A 21,901-nucleotide genomic window follows, 5' to 3' on the forward strand; every position below is an offset into this window, starting at 1 on the left:
GAGGCGCCTGGTAGACGGAACGGACAAGTTTCAGCAGTCGTTTTGTACGTCAGTCCAAGGTGACGGGGGCCCGGGACGGAGCGATAGCCTTACGGCGTGATCAGCGCGATAGCCGTGTCAGGGGTCGAAGGCGACGAAGCCCTCCCCGTGCACGGTGCACACCGGACCGCTGGTCCCGCCTCCCGGCAGGCCGCGGCGCGAGAACGGCCCGGGCGGCCGTGCGCGTCCTGCCGTGTGCCATCGGGCACCGCCCGGAAACCGCCATCTGACGTCACGCAACGGCGCGCGACAGGAGCCAGAGGACATGCAGACCAAGCTGGACGAAGCCAAGGCCGATCTGCTCGGGCGAGCCGCCCAGGCCGCCGAGTCGAGTCCCACCGGGAGTCTCCCGGCCCGGGGCCTGGACGCTGAGGCCCTGGACGCCTACCTCCAGCGCTACTACCTGCACACCGCCCCGGAGGACCTCGCCGACCGCGACCCGGTCGACGTGCTCGGGGCCGCCCTCTCGCACCACAAGCTGGCCCAGCAGCGCCCGCAGGGCACGGCGAACGTCCGCGTCTACACGCCGACGGTCGAGGAGAACGGCTGGACCTGCACGCACACCGTCGTGGAGGTCGTCACCGACGACATGCCCTTCCTCGTCGACTCGGTGACCAACGAGCTGACCCGGCAGGACCGCGGCATCCACGTGGTCATCCACCCCCAGGTCATCGTCCGCCGGGACCTGACCGGCAAGCTGCTGGAGGTGCTGGACGCCGGGCGGGACCCGCTGTCCGCCGAGCCCAGCACGCACCGGCCCGAGGAGCTGCCGCCGGACGCCGTCACCGAGTCCTGGATCCACGTCGAGATCGACCGCGAGACCGAGGGCGTCGACCTCCAGCAGATCACCCTGGACCTGCGCCGGGTGCTGTCCGACGTGCGCGAGGCCGTCGAGGACTGGCGCAAGATGCGCGGCGCCGCCCTGGCGATCGCCGAGGGGCTGCCGAAGGAGCACACCGACGACCTCGGCGAGCAGGAGGTCACCGAGGCCCAGGCGCTGCTGCGCTGGCTGGCCGACGACCGCTTCACCTTCCTCGGCTACCGCGAGTACGAGCTGGCGCAGAGCGGCGGCTCGTCCGGCGAGGGCGAGCCCGTGCTGAAGTCGGTGCCCGGCAGCGGGCTCGGCATCCTGCGCGCCGACCCCCCGCACACCACCGACGACGAGGGGCACCCCGTCTCCCCGTCGTTCAACCGGCTCACCCCCGACGCCCGCGCCAAGGCCCGCGAGCCCAAGCTGCTGGTGCTCACCAAGGCCAACAGCCGCGCGACCGTGCACCGCTCCTCCTACCTCGACTACGTCGGGGTGAAGAAGTTCGACGCCGAGGGCAACGTCGTCGGCGAGCGGCGCTTCCTCGGCCTGTTCGCGGCCTCCGCGTTCGTGGAGACCGTGCGGCAGATCCCCGTCATCCGCCGCAAGGTCGAGGCCGTGCTCTCGCACGCGGGCTTCACCCCCGACAGCCACGACGGGCGCGACCTGCTGCAGATCCTGGAGACCTACCCGCGCGACGAGCTGTTCCAGATCCCCGTGGACGAGCTGCGCTCCATCGCGATCTCCGTCCTCTACCTCCAGGAGCGCCGCAAGCTGCGGCTGTTTCTGCGCCAGGACGAGTACGGGCGCTACTACTCCGCCCTCGTCTACCTGCCGCGCGACCGCTACACCACCGGGGTGCGGCTGCGGCTCATCGACATTCTCACCGAGGAACTGGGCGGCACCAGCGTCGACTTCACCGCCTGGAACACCGAGTCGGTGCTCTCGCGGCTGCACTTCGTCGTCCGCGTCGAGCCGGGCACGGAGCTCGAACCCCTCACCGACGACGACGCCGACCGGATCGAGGCGCGGCTGGCGGAGGCCGCCCGCTCCTGGGCCGACGGCTTCGCGGAGGCCCTGGTCGCCGAGTGCGGGGAGGAGCGGGCGGCCGAGCTGTCCCGCCGCTTCGGCGCCACTGCCTTCCCCGAGGGCTACAAGGCCGACTTCCCGCCCCGCGCCGCCGTCGCCGACCTCCAGCGCCTGGTCGAGCTGGAGCGGATGCCCGAGCCGGACACCACCGGCGGCAACTTCGCGCTGAGCCTGTACGAGCCGGTCGGCGCCGCCGCCGGCGAGCGCCGGTTCAAGATCTACCGCACCGGCGAGCCCGTCTCGCTGTCGGCGGTGCTGCCGATCCTCCAGGCGATGGGCGTGGAGGTCGTCGACGAGCGGCCCTACGAGCTGCGCACCGCCGAGGGCGCCCGGGCCTGGATCTACGACTTCGGGCTGCGCCTGCCGGAGTCGGTCGCCCAGCACCTCGGCGAAGACGCCCGGCACCGGTTCCAGGAGACCTTCGCGGCGGTGTGGCGCGGCCAGGCCGAGCACGACGGCATCAACGCCCTCGTCCTGGCCGCCGGGCTGACCTGGCGCCAGGCCATGGTGCTGCGCGCCTACGCCCGCTATCTGTGGCAGGCCGGGGCCAAGTTCGGCCAGGCCACGATGGAGGAGACGCTGCGCCGCAACGTCCACACCACGCGGCTGCTGGTCAGCCTCTTCGAAGCGCGGCTCGCGCCGCAGCGGCAGAGCGCGGGCAACGAGCTGGTCGACGGGCTGCTGGAGGAGCTGGACGGCGCGCTGGACTCGGTGGCCAACCTCGACGAGGACCGCATGCTGCGCTCCTTCCTCACGGTCATCAAGGCCACCTTGCGCACCAACTACTTCCAGTGCACCGACTCCGGCGGGCCGCACGCGTACGTGTCGATGAAGCTGGACCCGCAGGCCATCCCGGAGCTGCCCGCGCCGCGCCCCTCCTACGAGATCTGGGTGTACTCGCCGCACGTGGAGGGCGTGCACCTGCGCTTCGGCAAGGTCGCCCGCGGCGGGCTGCGCTGGTCCGACCGCAAGGAGGACTTCCGCACCGAGATCCTCGGGCTGGTCAAGGCCCAGGAGGTGAAGAACACCGTCATCGTGCCGGTGGGCGCCAAGGGCGGATTCGTCGGCAAGCGGCTGCCCGACCCGGCCGCCGACCGCGACGCCTGGCTGGCCGAGGGCATCGCCTGCTACCGCACGTTCATCTCCGGCATGCTCGACATCACCGACAACCTGGTGAACGGCGAGGTCGTGCCGCCCAAGGACGTCGTGCGGCACGACGAGGACGACACCTACCTCGTGGTGGCCGCCGACAAGGGCACCGCGACCTTCTCCGACATCGCCAACGAGGTCGCCGTCGCCTACGGGTTCTGGCTCGGTGACGCCTTCGCCTCCGGCGGCTCGGCGGGCTACGACCACAAGGGCATGGGCATCACCGCGCGCGGGGCCTGGGAGTCGGTCAAGCGGCACTTCCGCGAGCTGGGCCACGACACCCAGACGCAGGACTTCACGGTCGTCGGCATCGGCGACATGTCCGGCGACGTGTTCGGCAACGGCATGCTGCTGAGCGAGCACATCCGCCTGGTCGCCGCCTTCGACCACCGGCACATCTTCGTCGACCCCGACCCGGACGCCGCCACCTCCTACGCCGAGCGGCGCCGCCTGTTCGACCTGCCGCGCTCCTCGTGGGCCGACTACGACACGGACCTGATCTCGGCCGGTGGCGGAGTCTTCCCGCGCACCGCGAAGTCCGTGCCCGTCAGCCCCCAGATGCGCGAGGCGCTCGGGCTGGAGAGCGGCACGACCAAGCTGACGCCGCCGGAGCTGATGCAGGCCATCCTCCGGGCGCCGGTGGACCTGCTGTGGAACGGCGGCATCGGCACCTACGTGAAGGCCTCCACCGAGTCCCACGCCGACGTGGGCGACAAGGCCAACGACGCCATCCGGGTCGACGGCGACACCCTGCGCGCGCAGGTCGTGGGCGAGGGCGGCAACCTGGGGCTGACCCAGCTCGGGCGCATCGAGTACGCGCTGTGCGGCGGCAAGGTCAACACCGACGCCATCGACAACAGCGCGGGCGTGGACACCTCCGACCACGAGGTGAACATCAAGATCCTGCTCAACGCCGTCGTCGGCAACGGGGACATGACCGTCAAGCAGCGCAACGCTCTGCTCGCGGAGATGACCGACGAGGTCGGTGACATCGTCCTGCGCACCAACTACGCGCAGAACGTCGCGCTGGCCAACGCGCTGGACACGGCCCCCGGGCTGCTCCAGGCCCACGCCCGCTTCATGCGCGGCCTGGGCCACTCCGGCCGCCTGAACCGCTCGCTGGAGGCCCTGCCCACCGACCGGCAGATCCGCGAGCGGCTGGGCAACGGCCAGGGGCTGACGCAGCCGGAGCTGGCGGTGCTGCTGGCGTACGCCAAGATCACCGTCACCGAGGAGCTGCTCGGCACCGCGCTGCCGGAGGACCCCTACCTGGCGGACCTGGCGCACTGCTACTTCCCGCGCCCGCTGCGCGAGCGGTTCGCCGCGGAGATCGACGCGCACGCCCTGCGCCGTCAGATCGTCACCACGGTGCTCGTCAACGACACCGTGAACATGGGCGGCTCGACGTTCCTGCACCGGCTGCGGGAGGAGACCGGCGCCTCCACCGAGGAGATCGTGCGGGCGCACACCGCCGCCCGCGCCATCTTCGGCATGTCCCGGGTGTGGGACGCCCTGGAGGAGCTGGACAACCAGGTCGCCGCCGACGTGCAGACCCGCATCCGGCTCCACTCGCGCCGCCTCGTCGAACGCGCCACGCGCTGGCTGCTGGGCAACCGGCCGCAGCCCCTGCTGCTCGCCGAGACCGTCGAGGTGTTCAGCGAGCGCGTCGAGGCCGTGTGGCAGGAGCTGCCGGAGCTGGTCAAGGGTGAGGACCTGGCCTGGTACGAGCAGATCCACCAGGAGCTCACCGGGGCGGGCGTCCCCGAGGAGCTGGCGCGCCGCGTGGCCGGGTTCTCCTCGGTGTTCCCGGCGCTGGACATCGTCGCCGTCGCCGACCGCACCGACCGGGAGCTGATGGACGTCGCCGAGGTCTACTACGACCTCGCCGACCGGCTCGGCATCACCCAGCTCCAGGACCGGGTCAGCGAGCTGCCGCGCGCCGACCGCTGGCAGTCCACGGCCCGCGCCGCGATCCGCGAGGACCTGTACGCCGCGCACCAGCTCCTGACCGCGGACGTGCTGGCGGGCGGCGACGCCTCGGCCACGCCCGAGCAGCGGTTCAAGGCGTGGGAGGAGAAGAACGCGGCCATCCTGGGACGGGCCCGGGCGACGCTGGAGGAGATCCAGTCCTCCGAGACGTTCGACCTGGCGAACCTGTCCGTGGCGATGCGCACCATGCGCACCCTGCTGCGCAGCAACCGCTGACCGCCCGCGCGGGCGGGGCCGCCCCGCCCGCGCGCGCCGGTGGCCGCCGGGCGGGGGCCGGGCGGGCCGGGTCAGCCCGTGGTCCGCGCGGCGGTCGGCGGGCCGCCGGGCCGCACCACGCGCCCGCGCGGCGCGGCGACGGACGGCAGCGGCGCCGGACGGCGGTGGGCCGGCGGGACGACGGGGGCCAGACCGACGCCGTCGAGGAAGACCGCGCGGGCCACCCGCTCCGCCGCGTGCCCGTCGTCGTACGGGCAGAACCGGGCGCGGAAGGCCGACCGCAGGGCGGTGCTCCGCGGGCCGCACCACGCGCCGCTGTGGAACAGCCGCACCAGGCCCGCCACGTCCCAGGCCACCGGGCCCGGCGGGGTGCCGGGCAGGTCGAGATAGGTGCCGCGGGTGGCCCGGAAGGTCTCCCAGTCGTCGGCGTGCAGGACGATGGGCCGGTCCAGGTTGGCGTAGTCGAAGACCAGGGGCGCGTAGTCGGTCACCAGGGCGTCGGCGGCCAGGCACAGCCGGGCCGCCGAGCGGTGGACGCCGTGGGGCGCGGTGCCGTCCAGGACGACGAAGCCGTGCCCGAGCGCGTGCGCGAGCCGGGTGACGTCCAGCCGGGGCGGCCGGCCGCGCAGGTGGTCGCGCGGCGCGGGCGCGTAGAGCACGGCGACCGCGCCCGCCGGCACCCCCAGCTCGGTGCGGACGCGGGCGACGTCCTCGGCGGTGGCCCGGTAGAGCACGTCGTTGCGCGGGGCGCCGTACTCCAGGGTGGTGTAGCGGCCGGGGTAGGCGCGTTCGCGGGCGAGGGTGGAGTGGCGGTTGGCGGACAGCGAGTAGTCCCAGTCGTCGACGCGGGCGAGCAGCGCCGCGCAGTCGACGCGCAGCCCGGCGACGGGGTGGTCGCCCAGGTCGAGCCCCTCGCGGCCGAGCGGCGAACCGCGGTGGGTCTGCACCAGCACCTGTCCGGGCCGCTTGCGCAGGCCCGCCTCGAAGTCGCCGCTGCTGACGAGGTAGGTGGCCCGGGCCAGCGCGCGCCAGTGGGCGGCGGAGCCGGGCTGGAGGCGGCGCACCGCGCGCGGCAGGCCGGCCGCCTGCGCCTCGGTGCCGACCCACGCCGTCCGCAGGCCGGGGATGAGCCGGCGCGCCGCGGCTTCGACGGCCGCCGGGTCGCCGGTGTAGCCGCCCTCGCCCGGGGCGGCAAACACGGCCAGCGCGGGGTCGAGGCGGCGTCGGCAGTGCACGCGGTAGGCCGCCCGCACGGCCGCGCCGTGCACCGCGCGGCAGGCCGCGCGCAGTCTGCGCCGCAGGCCGCCCGCCGCCCACAGCAGCCGGAAGGTGCGCCGGGCGCCGAGCCGCAGCAGCAGGTACCGCGCGGTGGTGCGGTCCGCCGCCGCCCGGTGCCGCGCGCACAGCCTGCCGCTGCGGCGGAAGAACTCCGCCCGACCGGCCCGGGGCAGCCGCCCGGGGGCGAGGAAGACGGCGGTGAGGTGGTCGGTCATGCGGCGGTAGAGCACCGGGCGCCAGGGGTGCAGGCCGGGCTGCCGGTCGAGGAAGGCGAAGACGCGGTCGTACTGGGCGAAGAGGTCGAAGTGCTTGCGCGGCGCCTGGGCCAGCAGCCCGCCCGAGCGGCGGCGCCGGTGCTGCACGCACACCCGGTCCAGCACGGTGACGGCCTCGGCGGCCAGCAGGACGGACCAACTGAAGGCGACGCCCTCGTAGGCGCCGGGCGGGAAGCGCAGGCCGTGGCGGGTGAGGAACGCGCGGCGGCACGCCTTGTTCCAGGCGACACCCGGCAGCCGCAGCAGCTCCGGCCGGTCCCCGGCGCGGAAGACCTGCGGTTCGCGGTGGGCCAGCAGGCCCGCGGGCGCGCCCCGGTCGGTCCCGCCGTGCCAGAAGGCGCGTTCGTGGTCGAAGAGCAGCAGGTCCGGTTCGGCGGTGTCGAGCAGGCGGTCGGCGATGGCCTGGAGGGCGCCGGGGGACAGGGCGTCGTCGCTGTCGAGGAAGAGCACGTAGTCGCCGCGGGCGTGGGCGAGCCCGGCGTTGCGGGCCGGGCCGGGGCCGGTCGGCTCGGCCAGCCGCAGCACCGTCACCCGCCGGTCGGCCGCCGCGGCGTCGGTCAGGAGCCCGCCGCAGGCGTCGGGGGACCCGTCGTCCACCGCGATGAGCTCCAGGTCGGTGAAGGACTGGGTCAGGACGGACTCCAGGCACTCGGGCACGTAGGCGTGGGCCTGGTGGGCGGGAACGATGACGCTGAAGCGGGGCACGGCACTCTTCCCGGTGGGCGCGGGTCGGTTAAGCCGATGATGCGGCGATGCCTGCCACCTGGCGGTCACCGCCACAGCCGTGGGCTCCGTTCGGCGTACCGGCCGTGCCGCCGTCCGGGGGAACCGGCGCGCCGGGCCGACGGGCCCGACCGCGCGCCCGGAGCCGCGCGTCACGCGGAGGGGGCGCGCCTCCGGGGCGTGCGCCGGGGGCGCGAGGACGGGCCCGCCCCGCTCAGCCGAGCGGCGGCGGCGGGGTCGCGGCGGCCTCCCGGGCGGCGCGCTCCATCGCGCTGGCGAGCAGCGCCAGGTCCGTGGGGCCGTTGCCCAGCTCCCGCACGGGGCGCCGGGCGGGCGGGTCCCCGGCGCGGGCCCAGTCGAGCGGGACGACCGTGGGCCGCTGGGTCGCCGTCCGCGGAATCCGGGCCGTCACCCGCCCCGCCTGGAACGGGACGGCCGCGCCGTCGGGCCGGTGCAGGACGCCGCGCCCCACCGGCACCTCCGCGTCGGCCGGGCCTCCGCCGAGCGCGACGCGCAGCGCGGCGCCCTGGTCGGCGGCGGTGTGCGCGGTGCGGTCGGGGCGGCCGGTGGCGGCGACGAGGTGGACACCGAGCGGCAGGCCGTCCCGGGCCACGGCGTCCAGCGCGCGCACCACCGATCCGGCCGCGGGCCGCCCGGGGTTGCCCAGGGCCGGGTCCACCAGCGCGTCGAGGTCGTCCACGAGCACGACGAGCCGGGGCAGCGCGCAGCCGGGGCCGCGCTCGGCGCGCGGCCGCAGCCGCAGCGTGCCGCGGTCCTCCTCGCCCCACCCCGCGGACTCCCCAGCGGCGTCGTCGACCACGGCACCGGGGGCGGCGGCCGCGCCGTGCCGGAAGTCCTCGAAGGCGGTGCCCGCCAGCAGCCCGGCGCGGCGCTTGAGCTCACCGGTCAGCGCCTGCGCGAAGGCGCGCATGCGCTGCGGGTCGCCCGCGGCCAGGTACGTCGTGGCGTGCGGCAGCTCAGTGGCCGCCCGCAGGCCCCGCCCGACGCCGCCGTCCCGGCCGCCGTCGACGCCGCCGTCCACGAGCAGGAGCGCCAGCCGGTCCGGGCGCTCGTCCGCCGCCAGCGACGCCGCGAGCGAGCACAGCAGCTCCGTCCTGCCGCTGCCCCGAGCGCCGCTGACCAGCAGGTGGCTGCGGGCGGCGACGAGGTCGGCGGCCAGCGGACCGCGCGGCCCGGCGCCCAGGACGCCCCGCGCGCGGGGCGGCTCGGCCGGCTGCGGCCAGCGCGCCAGCAGGGCGGCCGGGGTGGCGCGGGCCAGCCCCAGCGCGTCCAGCAGCCGCGCGGAGTCCGGCAGGGGCGCGGCGTGCCGGGGCGCGGGGACGCCGGTGCCGGGCGGCGGCAGGTGGGCGTCGGCCTCGCGCAGCGGGGCCAGCGACCGGGCCACGCGCTCGGCCCAGGCGGCGGACACCCCGTCCACGGTGGCGGGCTCGCCCATCCGGTCACCGCCGCGCCGCACCAGCCGCAGCGCGGTGGCCACGGCGCCGCTGAGCAGGGCGACGGCACCGCACTCGCGGAAGGCGGGCAGCGTGGCGTAGGCGGCGGCCAGCGTCTCGGCCTGCGGGGAGGAGGGCGTGGCCGGCTCCGTCTCGGCCAGGCACAGCACGTGGACGCCGGCGGCCGCCCCGCACGCGGCGAGCCGGGCGACGGTCTCGCGCAGCGCGGCCGACCCCGGGTCGCCGTCCACGACCAGGACCGTGGCCGGGCCGGTGTGGTGGGCGGCGGCGGTGAGCACGTCGACGCGCTCGGCGTCCGCCCAGGCCGGGCCCAGCGGCCCGTCCTCCAGCCGGCGGGTGAGCTCGGCGGTGCGGGCGGCGGCCTGGTCGCGGTCGAAGGCGAAGAGCAGGCGGCAGTCCTGGCCGCGGGTGGGCCGCAGGTGGGGCAGCCAGCCCAGCCAGGACCAGTCCCGGGTGCGGTGGGCGCCGCGCCCGGAGGCCAGGACGACGATCTCCAGGAAGGCGGGGCCGTGCAGGGTGGCGAGCTGGGCCAGCACCGAACGGGCCAGTGGCAGCAGCCGGGGGCGCGGGCCGGCCAGGCCCAGCGAGCCCGCCTCGCGCAGCGAGACGGTGAGGGGAGTGCCCGGGCGGGCGCCGTGGTGCGCGGTGCCCAGCCGCACCGTCAGCGCGTCCTCGTGCGCGGGGCCGCGCTCCCACAGCCGGGGCCCGGGGCCGAGCGCGGTGAGCAGGACGTCGGCCGGGTCGGGCCAGCGGCCCGGGTCCGGGGCGGGCACCGGGCCGCCGGGGGCCTCGGGGCCCGGGCCGGCGGCGGGGGCGGCCGCGTCGGGTGGGGTTGCGCCGCGGCGGCCCGCCAGGCGGCGCGCCCACGCGCTCAGGCCGCGCGCGCGGTGCTCCGCGGCGTCGGCCGCGCCCGGGCCGGCCTGCGCGGGCGGTCCGGGCGGCGCGGGCGGCGGCGTGGCCGGGACGGCCAGCGCGGCGCCGTGGGTCACGGCGCCGGTGGGTTGCACGGGCACCGTCACCGGTGCGGCATCGGCGGTGCCCTGGCTGGTCGGCCCGTGCGGCCCGGCTCCGTGCGGCCCGGGCGCGTGCGGCCCGGGTGCGTGCGGCCCGGGTTCGTGCCGCCCCGGGTCGTACGGGACGTGCCCGGGTCGGCCGGGGCCCGTCGGCCCGGTGCCCGCCGGCTCGGGCCCGGCCTGCTCGGGGACGTAAGCGAGCGTCGCCCCGCGGGGCCGGGGGAGGGGCGCCGCGGGGGTGCCGGGCGGGTCGGGGGCCAGGCGCACCGGGTCGGTGCGCAGCCGCAGCACGGACTCGCCGACCCGCACGGACGCCCCCGGGCGCAGCGCGGCGGGGCGCTCCCCGACGGGGACGCCGTCGGCGGTGGTGCCGTTCGTCGAGTTCAGGTCGGCGACGGTCACGGAGCCGGACTCCGTCACCGTCACCACGCAGTGCTGGCGGGAGACGTCCGGGTCGTCGAGCACCACGTCGGCGTCGGCCGAGCGGCCGACGCGCACGTGCCCGCCGTGCAGCAGGTGGACGCCGCCCGCGTCCGGCCCGGCGACCACGTGCAGCCGGGGGCCGTCCGCCGGGAGTGCGGCCAGCGGCTCCGCGGGCCGGTACAGCGTCACCACGGCGCCGTCCACCAGGGGCGGTTCGCCCAGCACCTGCCGGACGGCGTCCAGGCGGTGGGCGCCGACGTGGACGGCGGCCGACTCGCCCTCGCGGGACGGCGCGGCGGAGCCGCCGGTGCCCGCGGCGAGCGCTGCGGCCAGGCCGCCCGTCACGGCGGCGAGCACGGTGCCGGGCGGGGCCGAGACCAGGACGTCGCACTCGTCCACGCCCTGTGCCGTGCCGCCGCGCGGCCCACGGACGGTGAGCCGGATCTGATTCGGCATCGGGCCCCTCCCGGTTCAGCCACGTAGCTGCATCCTGCCACCCGCGACTGACTGCGCATGCCACGAGCACGTCCCAATGATCTTGATTGATCGGGGGAACGCGTAAGAGCGATCGCATGTGATCGAGTTCACATCGTATTCGGTGACACTTGGGTCCATTCACCCGCGCACCGGGACCACGCGGGGCCCGGCGGGCCCTGACGGACCGTCGGCGCCCGCGGTCGGAGCGCGGCCGGGGCGCGGCCGGGGCGGCGGGGCCGCGGAGCCCGGCGGACCCAGGGCCCCTCGTGGCACCGCCCTACTACAGTGGTCCGGACGGGCCGCCGCGCGGCGGCGCCCGGGCCGGAGCGGGACCGGACCTGCGTCCGCCCCCGCAGGATGACGAGCAGGGAGCCGATGACGTGCGGCCCGTAGGCAGCAAGTATCTCCTGGAGGAGCCGCTCGGACGCGGCGCCACGGGCACCGTGTGGCGCGGGCGGCAGCGGGAGACGGCCGGTGCCGAGGCCGCCGTCGCGGGCAGTCCGGGCGAGGTCGTCGCGATCAAGGTGCTCAAGGAGGAGCTGGCCGACGACTCCGACGTCGTCATGCGCTTCCTGCGCGAGCGCTCCGCGCTGCTGCGCCTGGCCCACGAGAACATCGTGCGCACCCGGGACCTGGTGGTCGAGGGGAACCTGCTCGCGCTGGTCATGGACCTCGTCGACGGTCCCGACCTGCACCGCTACCTGCGCGACAACGGGCCGCTGTCGCCGGTGGCCGCCGCCCTGCTCACCGCCCAGATCGCCGACGCGCTCGCCGCCAGCCACGCCGACGGCGTCGTGCACCGCGACCTGAAGCCCGCCAACGTGCTGGTCGCCGAGGACGCCCGCGGCATGCGTCCGATGCTCACCGACTTCGGCATCGCCCGGCTCGCCGACTCCCCGGGGCTGACCCGCACGCACGAGTTCGTCGGCACCCCCGCCTACGTCGCTCCGGAGTCCGCCGAGGGGCGGCCGCAGACCTCGGCCGTCGACCTCTACGGCGCGGGCATCCTGCTGTACGAGCTGCTCACCGGCCGCCCGCCGTTCGGCGGCGGGAGCGCGCTGGAGGTGCTCCAGCGGCATCTGAACGAGGAGCCGCGCCGCCCCGAGCAAGTCCCCGACCCGCTGTGGACGGTCATCGAGCACTGCCTGCGCAAGAACCCCGAGGAGCGGCCGAGCGCCACCGCGCTCGCCCGCGGCCTGCGCACCGTCGCCGCCGGGCTGGCCCCGGACGCCACCGCCGCGGAGCGCAGCGCCGCGCTCGGCGTCGCGGGCCTGCTGGCCCCCGACCCCAGCCCCGCGCCCGTGCCCGCCACCGGCGACGCCGCCACACCGACGCAGGTGCTGCCGGGCGGCAGCGGCCCCGGCGCCCCGGCGGCCGGCGACCCGAACGCCGCGACGACGGTCCTGCCGCACTCGGGCGCCGCCGGACACGGCCCGCCGGGCGGCGCCGCCGACCCCACCGCCGTCATGCCGCAGCAGCCGCCCACGCCCCCGCCGCCCGCGCAGCCGCCCGGTGACGGCGCGGCGCACCCGTGGCAGAGCCAGCTCCGCGCGGCGCGCGACCGCAACGAGCAGACCCAGCTCCATCCGGTGGACCCCGGGCAGGACCCGCTGCGCCGCCGCCCCGCCCGCCGTCCGGCCCCGCCGCCGCCCGAGCGCCCCGAGCCTGGGCGGGCGCCCGCGCCGCAGCCGCAGGGGTACGCGCCGCCGCCCCCGCCGCAGCGCTACGAGCCGCAGCCGCAGCCCCAGCCGCAGCGGTACGAGGCCCGGCGGCCCGAGCCGCAGCCGCAGCGGTACGAACCGCAGCCGCAGCGCTACGAGCCCCCGCCGCAGCGGTACGAGCAGCGCCGCCCGGCCCCGCCGCCCCGCGAACCGCGACGCCGCCGGGGCGGGGCCAACCCCATGCGCATCCCCGGCCTGGGCTGTCTCAAGGGCTGCCTGTTCATGATCCTGATCCTGGTCGCCATCGTGGCCCTGATCTGGAACTTCACGCCGGTGCCTGAGTGGGTCGCCGAGGGCCGCAGCTTCTGGCAGACCGTCACCGACTGGTTCACCGAGCTGCGCGAGAGCGTCGGCGCGTACGTGGAGAGCGGCGGCGGGCACGCCGGCCCGAACTGAACTGGAGATTTGTCGACTTCCGGGGGCGGAATTCCCGCGGAGAGGTGACGGTTACCGCCGTATCCGCCGCTCGAACGGCCCAACGCGGCGTACTTTGGTCGCCATGGCACGCAAGATCGGCAGTCGTTACACCGCCCACCGCATCCTGGGCCGGGGCAGCGCCGGCACGGTGTGGCTGGGCTCGGGCCCGGAGGGGCCCGTCGCCATCAAGCTGCTGCGCGAGGACCTGGCGGCCGACCAGGAGCTGGTCGGCCGCTTCGTGCAGGAGCGCGCCGCGCTGGTGAGCCTGTCCCACCCGCACGTGGTGGGCGTGCGGGACCTGGTCGTCGACGGCAACGACCTGGCCCTCGTCATGGACCTGGTGCGCGGCACCGACCTGCGCACCCAGCTCGACCGCGAACGCCGCCTCACCCCGGCCGAGGCGGTCGCCGTCACCGCCGACATCGCCGACGCCCTCGCGGCCGCGCACGCCGCCGGGTACGTGCACCGCGACGTCAAGCCGGAGAACATCCTGCGCGACGAGGCCACCGGGCGCGCCCTGCTCACCGACTTCGGCGTCGCGAAGCTGATCGACGCGCCCCGGCGCGGTGGCGGCAGCCGCGTCGTGGGCACCCCGGACTACGTGGCGCCCGAGATCGTCGAGGGGCTGCCGCCGCGCGCCGCCGTGGACATCTACGCGCTGGCCACCGTGTTGTACGAGGCGCTCGCCGGGTTCACGCCGTTCGGCGGCGGCCACCCCGGCGCCGTCCTGCGGCGGCACGTGACCGAGTCCGTCGCGCCGCTGCCGGGCGTCCCGGACGAGCTGTGGCGGCTGGTCCACCAGTGCCTGTCCAAAGCCCCGGCCTCCCGGCTGCGCGCCGCCGAGCTGGCCGCCCGCCTGGGTGAACTGCGCCCGGCGCTGGAGGGCTACCCCGCGCTCGACATCGACGAGCCCGAGCCCGAGCCCGCCGACCACCGCTCGCCCGAGGCCTACGAGCCGCCGCCCGCCACGCGGCGTGGCGCGGTGCCGCTGGTGCACGGGCAGCCCGCCCCGGACTCCGCCAACCGCGAGACGCACACCAGCATGCGGGTGCCCGGGGCGGACGAGCTCGCCGGGGGCGCGCGGGGCACCGCGCGCGCTCCTCGGGCCCCCGGCCAGCCGCGGGCCGGCTCCGCGCGGCACCGGGCCGCCGAGCGCCGCAGGCGGGTCCGGCTCACCGCCGCCGGCGTGGGCACGGCGGTCCTCCTGGGCGTCGGCGGTTACCTGGCCTTCGCGGACGACGCCTCCACCGACGGCGCCCCGCCCGCGGTCGCCCCGGAGCGCCCGTGAGGCCGCGCGGCGCCCCCGGTGCGGCCCCGCGACCCCGCGCCCCGCGGACGCCGGATTGTCGGCTTCCCACAGCCGGTAGGCTGGAGGCGTGGCAGTCGTCGATGTATCCGAAGCACTGAAGTCCCTCACCTCCACGATGGAGTCGATCGAGGCCGTCCTGGACCTGGAGAAGCTGCGGGCCGACATCGCCGTGCTCGAAGAGCAGGCGGCGGCCCCCTCGCTGTGGGACGACCCCGACAACGCCCAGCGGGTGACGAGCAAGCTCTCCTACCTGCAGGGCCAGCTCCGCAGGGTCGAGGAGCTGCACGGCCGCATCGAGGACGTGGGCGTGCTCTTCGAGCTGGCGGACGCCGAGGACGACGCCGACGCCCGGGCCGAGGCGGAGGGCGAGCTCGCCGCCGTGCAGAAGGCGGTCGACGAGCTGGAGGTGCGCACGCTGCTCTCCGGCGAGTACGACGCGCGCGAGGCCATGGTCAGCATCCGCGCCGAGGCCGGTGGCGTGGACGCCGCCGACTTCGCCGAGCAGCTCCAGCGCATGTACCTGCGCTGGGCCGAGCGCCGCGGCTACCCGACCGAGGTGCTGGACACCTCCTACGCCGAGGAGGCGGGCATCAAGTCCACCACCTTCTCGGTGAAGGCGCCGTACGCCTACGGCACGCTCTCGGTCGAGCAGGGCACCCACCGCATGGTGCGCATCTCACCGTTCGACAACCAGGGCCGCCGGCAGACCTCCTTCGCCGGTGTGGAGGTCATGCCCGTCGTCGAGCAGACCGACCACATCGACATCCCGGAGAACGAGCTGCGGGTGGACGTCTTCCGCTCCTCCGGGCCGGGCGGCCAGTCCGTCAACACCACGGACTCCGCGGTGCGGATGACCCACCTCCCGACCGGCATCGTCGTCTCCTGCCAGAACGAGAAGTCGCAGATCCAAAACCGCGCGGCGGCGCTGCGCGTGATGCAGTCCCGGCTGCTGGCCCACCGGCGGGCGGAGGAGCAGGCCAAGATGGACGCCCTCAAGAGCGACGGGGGCAACTCCTGGGGCAACCAGATGCGTTCCTACGTGCTCCAGCCGTACCAGATGGTCAAGGACCTGCGCACCGAGCACGAGGTCGGCAACCCCCAGGGCGTGCTCGACGGTGACATCGACGGCTTCCTGGAGGCCGGCATCCGCTGGCGCAAGCGGCAGGAGAGCCCGGCGAGCTGACCCCGTCCGGCCCCTGGCCGGTGTGCGGTGGCTCACAGATGTCCGACTTCGTCGGTAAGTGCCCGCTTGTACGCCGCCGTTCGCCCCGTCGTCGCTTGACGCTGGTGTGAAAACTGGGAAAGCTGTCCGCTCAGCAGGTGTGTGCCGGGGACGAGTGCACGTGTGGGGGCGGAATAGGGACGCCCGGTCACCGAAGTGGCCGTGGGCACCCGCGTCGAGATCCCCGGCACCAGAGCGCCCGGTACCGCTGCTCCATCGACAAGACAGCTACTGGGGGTAGTTGGTAGTGACCAATTCCAAGACGCGGGTGCGCGTCGCGCGGATCGTCGCGGGCACCGTGTTCGCAGCGGGGGCTTCGCTGACCGTCGCGGGGGTCGCCCAGGCGGCCACGGGCGGTAAGGCCGGCGACGAGATCACCACGCAGGACGCCGACAGCGGCGGCCTCTCCGACGGCGGCCTCCTGACGGGCGGCGACACCGACGGCGGCGACAACGGCGGCGGTGGCGACCAGGGTGGTGCCCAGGGCGGTGGCGACCAGGGTGGCGGCGACCAGGGTGGTGCCCAGGGTGGCGGCGACCAGGGTGGTGCCCAGGGTGGCGGCGACCAGGGTGGTGCCCAGGGTGGCGGCGACCAGGGTGGTGCTCAGGGTGGCGGCGACCAGGGTGGTGCTCAGGGTGGCGGCGACCAGGGTGGTGCTCAGGGTGGCGGCGACCAGGGTGGTGCCCAGGGTGGCGGCGACCAGGGTGGTGCCCAGGGTGGCGGCGACCAGGGTGGTGCCCAGGGTGGCGGCGACCAGGGTGGTGCCCAGGGCGGTGGCGACCAGGGTGGTGCCCAGGGCGGTGGCGACCAGGGTGGCGGCGACCAGGGTGGCGCTCAGGGTGGCGGCGACCAGGGCGGTGCCCAGGGCGGTGGCGACCAGGGTGGCGCTCAGGGCGGTGGCGACCAGGGCGGTGCCCAGGGTGGCGTCCAGGGTGGCGCGACCGGTGGCGGCGACGGCGGCCTCGACCCCGACGGCTCCGGCGAGGACCCGCAGGGCGGCGCCAAGGAGCAGATCACCACGCCCGAGCAGAAGCCCCAGCAGCCGGCGGCCCCGCAGGGCGGCGGCGAGGAGCTGGCCGAGACCGGCGCGACCGAGACGGCGTTCCTGCTCGTCGGCGCGGCGACCATGATCGCCGGAGGCGTGGGCTTCCGCATGCTGCCCCGCCTGATGAGCCGCGACGGCGCCGCCGCGGCCTGAGCCACGGTGCGCGACAACGCGTGAGCGAGGGCCCGGACACTCTGGGTGTCCGGGCCCTCGCGATGCGTCAGTACGGGGGTGGGTGCCGGTCAGAACGCCATCTGGCGCGCCACGAACACCACCGAGAGCAGCGCCAGCAGCAGCGCCAGCAGGGCGGGGGGCGTCAGCGCGGCCAACGGCCCCTGCCGGTGCAGCCGGTTCCGCTGGGCGCGGCACACGGTGCAGCGGGCCTCGCTCACGGGCCCCGCGCAGTTGGCGCACACCAGTCGGTCGCACGTCATGCGATCTCCTCCTTTACCGCGCCAACGCCCTCGCGGAGTGATTCGTTCCCCAAGGGTTCTCCTGGTTCCACTCTGCCAGGCTGCACGCCGGGGCGCATACGTGCGCACTTACCGGACGCCGACTGCGCGGCGTCGTACGCGTCGCGTAGTGTCACTGCACCGAACCAGGAGCCGCGCCGCGGCTTCCGTTCCCCCTACCCAGGCCGACGTGGTGTAAATCAGTGATCCGATTCGACAGCGTCTCCAAGACGTATCCGAGGCAGAACCGCCCGGCGCTCCGCGACGTCTCGTTGGAGATCGAGCGCGGTGAGTTCGTCTTCCTCGTGGGGTCCTCGGGCTCCGGCAAGTCCACCTTCCTGCGCCTGGTGCTGCGGGAAGAGCGGGCCAGCCACGGCCAGGTCCACGTGCTCGGCAAGGACCTGGGCCGGCTGTCCCACTGGAAGGTGCCGCACATGCGGCGCCAGTTGGGCACCGTCTTCCAGGACTTCCGGCTGCTGCCCAACAAGACGGTGGGCGAGAACGTCGCCTTCGCCCTGGAGGTCATCGGCAAGCCGCGCGGGCAGATCCGCAAGACGGTGCCCGAGGTGCTGGACCTGGTGGGCCTCGGCGGCAAGGAGGGCCGGATGCCCGGCGAGCTGTCCGGAGGTGAGCAGCAGCGCGTCGCCATCGCCCGGGCGTTCGTCAACCGGCCGATGCTGCTCATCGCGGACGAGCCCACCGGCAACCTCGACCCGCAGACGTCGGTCGGCATCATGAAGCTGCTCGACCGCATCAACCGGACCGGTACGACGGTCATCATGGCCACCCACGACCAGCAGATCGTCGACCAGATGCGCAAGCGTGTGATCGAACTCGAACAGGGCCGTCTCGTGCGTGACCAGTCGCGCGGCGTCTACGGCTATCAGCACTGAAAGGACGCCATGCGCGGCCAGTTCGTTCTGTCGGAGATCGCCACGGGTCTCCGGCGCAATCTCACGATGACGTTCGCGGTCATCATCTCCGTGGCCATCTCCCTCGCGCTGCTCGGCGGCGCGCTGCTGGCCAACCAGCAGGTCAACTCGATGAAGGGGTACTGGTACGACAAGGTCCAGGTGTCGATCTACCTGTGCAACAAGAACGACGCCGAGATCGACCCGAACTGCGACCGGGGCGCCGTCACCGGCCAGCAGAAGCGCGAGATCAAGGCCGACCTGGAGAAGCTGGACGTCGTCGAGAAGGTCTACTACGAGTCCGCGGAGCAGGCCTTCGAGCAGTACCAGAAGCAGTTCAAGGACTCGCCGCTGGCCTCGTCGCTCACGCCCGAGCAGATGCAGGAGTCCTACCGGGTCAAGCTGAAGGACCCCACCAAGTACGACGTCATCGCCACCGCGTTCGCGGGCCGGGCCGGCGTGCAGGAGGTCCAGGACCAGCGCGGCCTGTTGGACAATCTGTTCAGTCTGCTGGACGGGCTGCGGATGGCGGCCCTGTTCGTCATGGGCCTGATGCTGGTCGTCGCGATGCTGCTCATCGTCAACACCGTGCGCGTCTCGGCGTTCAGCCGTCGGCGCGAGACGGGGATCATGCGCCTGGTGGGCGCGTCCAGCTTCTACATCCAGATCCCGTTCATCCTGGAGGCCGCTATCGCCGGGATGATCGGCGGGGTGTTCGCCGGGCTGCTGCTCGTTGTGGGCAAGCTCACCCTCGTCGACAACTTCCTGGCCCAGAAGGTCGAGTTGATCAGCTTCATCGGCTACGACGCGGTGTGGAAGGTCATCCCGTTGGTGCTGGCCGTGGGCGTGTTGATGCCCGCTCTCGCCGCCTTCCTGACGCTGCGCAAGTACCTGAAGGTGTGAACCCGGAGCGCGGCAGATCGCGGGCGCCGTACCGTCGCACCTCCGTGCGGCGCCCCGCGCTGTCCTAGACTCCGCAGCATGTCGGGCTCGTGGATGTTCGTCCAGCCTCGCCGCATCGGCCGCGGGGCCGCACTGCCCCTCGTGTTCGCCGGGGCCCTGCTGACGGGGTTCGCCGGTGGTGCCTGGACGCCGGAGGCCGACGCCTCCGTCGACGCCCCGCCGGGCGCCGGGGCGCCGGGGCCCGCGGCGGCGGCCGCCGACCCGCATGCGGGGGGCCCGGAGGCGGGTGACGGCCGCGGGGCGCGCGGCGGCAGCGACGCCCACGAGGCCGTCAGCCGCAGCGGCGACCGCTGGTCGGCGGCGTACACGGCCCGGGAGTTCGCGGAGTTCCAGCGGACGCTGGAGGGCGGTTACGTCGGCGTCGGCCTCACCGTGCGCGGTGGCGGCGGCGGGCCCGTGGAGATCGTCAGCGTCACCGAGGGCAGCCCCGCCGGGCGCGCCGGGCTCCACGCCGGTGACTTACTGCACACGGTCGACGGCGCCGACGTGCGCGGCCTCCCCGTCACCGAGGTCGTGGCGCTGCTGCGCGGGGACGCCGGCCGCGCCGGGCGGGAGATGTCCGCCGGGACGCCCGTGGAACTCGGGGTGAGCCGCGAGGGTCGGACGTGGACGCCGGTGCTGGAGCGCGCGCGGCTGGACAGCGGCGACGTCACCGTCGAGCGGGTCGCCGACGACGCCACCCGCATCGCCGTCACCGCCTTCAGCTCCGGCTCGGGCGCGCGGCTGCGGGAGGCCGTCGCGGCCGTCCCGGCCGACCACGGCATCCTGCTCGACCTGCGCGGCAACCCCGGCGGACTGGTCCGGGAGGCCACCGCGGCCGCCTCCGTCTTCCTCGACGGCGGCCTGGTCGCCACGTACGGGGACGGCGCGCGGCAGCGGGCGCTGTACGCGGAGCCGGGTGGCGACACCGAGAGCCCGCTCGTCGTCCTGGTCGACGGCGGCTCGATGAGCGCCGCCGAACTGCTGGCCGGTGCGCTCCAGGACCGGGGCCGGGCCCTCGTCGTGGGCACCGAGACCTTCGGCAAGGGCTCGGTGCAGCTCCCGCACGTCCAGCCCGACGGCTCGGTCGCCGAGCTCACCGTGGGCCAGTACGCCACCCCCGGCGGCCGCAGGCTGGAGGGCACCGGGCTGGCCCCGGACGTCGTCGTGGACGCCGACGAGGACGCGCGGGACAAGGCCCGCACGGTATTGAGTGGCCTCGCCGCCCGCGAGTGAGGAACAATGGCCCGGCTATGGCAAAAGAGACCGGTCGCAAACTCATCGCGCAGCACAAGAAGGCCCGGCACGACTACGTCATCCTCGACACCTACGAGTGCGGTCTCGTCCTGACCGGGACCGAGGTGAAGTCGTTGCGGCAGGGGCGCGCCTCGCTGGTGGACGGGTTCGCCCACCTCGACGGCGGCGAGATGTGGCTGCACAACGTGCACATCCCCGAGTACAGCCAGGGCACGTGGACCAACCACAGCGCCCGGCGCAAGCGGAAGCTGCTGCTGCACCGCGAGGAGATCGACAAGCTCACCGGCAAGGTGCAGGAGACCGGTCTGACGCTGGTGCCGCTGGCGCTGTACTTCAAGGACGGACGCGCCAAGGTGGAGCTGGCGCTCGCCCGGGGCAAGCGGGAGTACGACAAGCGGCAGACGCTGCGGGAGAAGCAGGACCGGCGCGAGGCCGAGCGGGCCATCTCGGCCGCGCGGCGCCGGGCGCGCCGCTGAGCGTCGTCACGCCCGGTACCCCTGCCGGGCACCGGGTGTGACGGCGGGTGCGCCGCAGCGCCGTTCCCCCGGGGGCGGGAATAGGTTGGCGCGGTTCCCGGTTGGTCCTTTATGATGGACCCAGCGCCGTTCGGCTCCGGTCGGGCGGGTTGTCAACTCAACACGGGGATGATCGGTTTCGACAGCGGATGTCGAAGCAGGGGAAGCGAGCCGAGGAACGCGGCAATGATCTCGTTAACCATGTGCCGCAAAAAAATAATCGCCAACACTAAGCGCGATTCCTTCGCCCTCGCTGCCTGAGCAGCGACTCGCGGAGTGTCAGCCCGGGTGCGTTCCCGACCCGGTGCCTGGCATCAGCTAGGGAACTCACCGCGTAGGCCTGGTCACGGGGCCTGCCGGGACATCTCACAGTGACTGAGCCCGTCGGCAGCTTGTCTGCGTGACTGCCGGGGCTGAGAAAAGCACAGCAGACTGCGCTCGGAGAAGCCCTCCTTCCACTTCGCTGGACGCGGGTTCGATTCCCGCCATCTCCACTCATGCACCGTCGACGGCGGCGTTCCCTCGGGAGCGCCGCCGTCGACGTGCGTGCGGGGGGCACGGGCGGTGCCCCCCCGGGCCGGTGCCCGGCGGTGGGCGTGGCTCGGGCGGGGCGGCCTCACCCCGGCCCCACCCCGGCCTTACTCCGCGCGCGCCGGACGCCCTTCCGGGCGGCGCAGGCGCAGCTCGCCGACCGTCTGATCCCCGCTGGTCTCTCCGGTCGGGCGGAACCCGAGGCCGAGGTAGAAGCCCTCCGGGCCGTCCGCACCCGGGTGCCAGGTGGTGGTGAGCCGGGTGCCGCCGCGGCGGCGTATCTCGTCGGCCACGGCCTCGACCGCGAACCGCCCGTACCCCCGCCCCTGCTCCCCGGCCGCGACGGTGAGCCGCCAGAGGCCGGAGCGCAGGTCGGTGCCCCGGCCGTCGCCCGCCCAGTCGATGTCGAAGAACGCCATGAGGAAGCCGACCGGACGGTCGCCGTCCAGAACGAGCCGGGGCCAGGCCGTGCGGGGGTGGACGTACGCCTCGGCCAGCGACCGCACGACCGGCGCCACCAGGTGCTCCTGATCCGGTCGGGGCCGCAGCGCGAGTGCGGCGTCGAGGTTGCCGGCGGTGATCGTCTCCAGACGCGGTGCGCTTGTCATGAGCGCACCCTAGGTGG

The 21,901-nt window shown here is 75.0% G+C and carries 13 protein-coding genes and 1 other RNA gene; 10 read left to right on the top strand and 4 right to left on the bottom strand.

What is annotated here, in order from left to right; genetic code table 11:
• Window positions 1-304: 304 nt before the first annotated feature.
• Window positions 305-5,290 (top strand): NAD-glutamate dehydrogenase, encoded by a 4,986-nt coding sequence (locus OSB71_RS18430; protein WP_265949402.1) that lies wholly within the window; start codon window positions 305-307, stop codon window positions 5,288-5,290.
• A gap of 71 nt (window positions 5,291-5,361) precedes the next feature.
• On the opposite strand, the gene OSB71_RS18435 is transcribed toward OSB71_RS18430, so the two are convergent.
• Window positions 5,362-7,548: a bifunctional glycosyltransferase/CDP-glycerol:glycerophosphate glycerophosphotransferase gene (locus OSB71_RS18435; RefSeq protein WP_265949403.1), complete on the bottom strand. Its 2,187-nt coding sequence runs from the start codon at window positions 7,546-7,548 to the stop codon at window positions 5,362-5,364.
• A 232-nt stretch (window positions 7,549-7,780) separates the two neighbouring features.
• The gene (locus OSB71_RS18440) at window positions 7,781-10,933 is read right to left on the bottom strand and encodes an FHA domain-containing protein (protein ID WP_265949405.1); all 3,153 of its coding nucleotides are present in this window, start codon (window positions 10,931-10,933) and stop codon (window positions 7,781-7,783) included.
• Between the two features lie 401 nt (window positions 10,934-11,334).
• Between OSB71_RS18440 and OSB71_RS18445 the strand changes: the two genes are divergently transcribed.
• From OSB71_RS18445 to OSB71_RS18460, 4 genes are all read left to right on the top strand, one after another.
• Window positions 11,335-13,071: a serine/threonine-protein kinase gene (locus tag OSB71_RS18445; RefSeq protein ID WP_265949406.1), complete on the top strand. Its 1,737-nt coding sequence runs from the start codon at window positions 11,335-11,337 to the stop codon at window positions 13,069-13,071.
• Between the two features lie 103 nt (window positions 13,072-13,174).
• A complete protein-coding gene (locus tag OSB71_RS18450; protein WP_265949408.1) occupies window positions 13,175-14,380 on the top strand; it encodes a serine/threonine-protein kinase in 1,206 nt (401 codons plus the stop codon).
• Between the two features lie 88 nt (window positions 14,381-14,468).
• A complete protein-coding gene (prfB, locus tag OSB71_RS18455; protein ID WP_265949409.1) occupies window positions 14,469-15,584 on the top strand; it encodes a peptide chain release factor 2 in 1,116 nt (371 codons plus the stop codon).
• A gap of 286 nt (window positions 15,585-15,870) precedes the next feature.
• Entirely contained in the window at window positions 15,871-16,821 is a 951-nt protein-coding gene (locus tag OSB71_RS18460) for a hypothetical protein (RefSeq protein ID WP_265949411.1), read from the top strand.
• Window positions 16,822-16,910: 89 nt separating this feature from the next.
• Here OSB71_RS18460 and OSB71_RS18465 read toward each other — a convergent pair whose 3' ends face one another.
• Entirely contained in the window at window positions 16,911-17,102 is a 192-nt protein-coding gene (locus tag OSB71_RS18465; RefSeq protein WP_265949413.1) for a hypothetical protein, read from the bottom strand.
• Window positions 17,103-17,323: 221 nt separating this feature from the next.
• Here OSB71_RS18465 and ftsE point away from each other — a divergent pair, with 221 nt between their 5' ends.
• The 5 genes from ftsE (at window position 17,324) to ssrA (ending at window position 21,242) form a co-directional block, all read left to right on the top strand.
• Window positions 17,324-18,013: a cell division ATP-binding protein FtsE gene (gene ftsE / locus OSB71_RS18470; protein WP_265949414.1), complete on the top strand. Its 690-nt coding sequence runs from the start codon at window positions 17,324-17,326 to the stop codon at window positions 18,011-18,013.
• Between the two features lie 9 nt (window positions 18,014-18,022).
• Complete coding sequence (ftsX, locus tag OSB71_RS18475; RefSeq protein ID WP_265949416.1) at window positions 18,023-18,934, top strand: permease-like cell division protein FtsX; 912 nt, start codon at window positions 18,023-18,025, stop codon at window positions 18,932-18,934.
• 78 nt (window positions 18,935-19,012) lie between these two features.
• On the top strand, window positions 19,013-20,209 hold the full coding sequence (locus OSB71_RS18480) for a S41 family peptidase (RefSeq protein ID WP_265949418.1): 1,197 nt from the start codon (window positions 19,013-19,015) through the stop codon (window positions 20,207-20,209).
• Between the two features lie 17 nt (window positions 20,210-20,226).
• A complete protein-coding gene (gene smpB, locus OSB71_RS18485; protein WP_265949420.1) occupies window positions 20,227-20,706 on the top strand; it encodes an SsrA-binding protein SmpB in 480 nt (159 codons plus the stop codon).
• A 164-nt stretch (window positions 20,707-20,870) separates the two neighbouring features.
• Window positions 20,871-21,242, top strand: a transfer-messenger RNA (tmRNA) gene (ssrA, locus tag OSB71_RS18490).
• 141 nt (window positions 21,243-21,383) lie between these two features.
• On the opposite strand, the gene OSB71_RS18495 is transcribed toward ssrA, so the two are convergent.
• A complete protein-coding gene (locus OSB71_RS18495; RefSeq protein WP_265949422.1) occupies window positions 21,384-21,884 on the bottom strand; it encodes a GNAT family N-acetyltransferase in 501 nt (166 codons plus the stop codon).
• Between the last annotated feature and the right edge of the window lie 17 nt (window positions 21,885-21,901).

It is taken from the genome of Streptomyces marinisediminis (assembly GCF_026262575.1).
GTDB classification, from domain to species: Bacteria; Actinomycetota; Actinomycetes; order Streptomycetales; family Streptomycetaceae; genus Streptomyces; species Streptomyces marinisediminis.

Coding starts and splice junctions, on each gene's coding strand:
- OSB71_RS18430 (WP_265949402.1), top strand. CDS start 305: ATGCAGACCAAGCTGGACGAAGCCAAGGCCGATCTGCTCGGGCGAGCC.
- OSB71_RS18440 (WP_265949405.1), bottom strand. CDS start 10,933: ATGCCGAATCAGATCCGGCTCACCGTCCGTGGGCCGCGCGGCGGCACG.
- OSB71_RS18450 (WP_265949408.1), top strand. CDS start 13,175: ATGGCACGCAAGATCGGCAGTCGTTACACCGCCCACCGCATCCTGGGC.
- OSB71_RS18465 (WP_265949413.1), bottom strand. CDS start 17,102: ATGACGTGCGACCGACTGGTGTGCGCCAACTGCGCGGGGCCCGTGAGC.
- ftsX (WP_265949416.1), top strand. CDS start 18,023: ATGCGCGGCCAGTTCGTTCTGTCGGAGATCGCCACGGGTCTCCGGCGC.
- OSB71_RS18480 (WP_265949418.1), top strand. CDS start 19,013: ATGTCGGGCTCGTGGATGTTCGTCCAGCCTCGCCGCATCGGCCGCGGG.
- smpB (WP_265949420.1), top strand. CDS start 20,227: ATGGCAAAAGAGACCGGTCGCAAACTCATCGCGCAGCACAAGAAGGCC.
- OSB71_RS18495 (WP_265949422.1), bottom strand. CDS start 21,884: ATGACAAGCGCACCGCGTCTGGAGACGATCACCGCCGGCAACCTCGAC.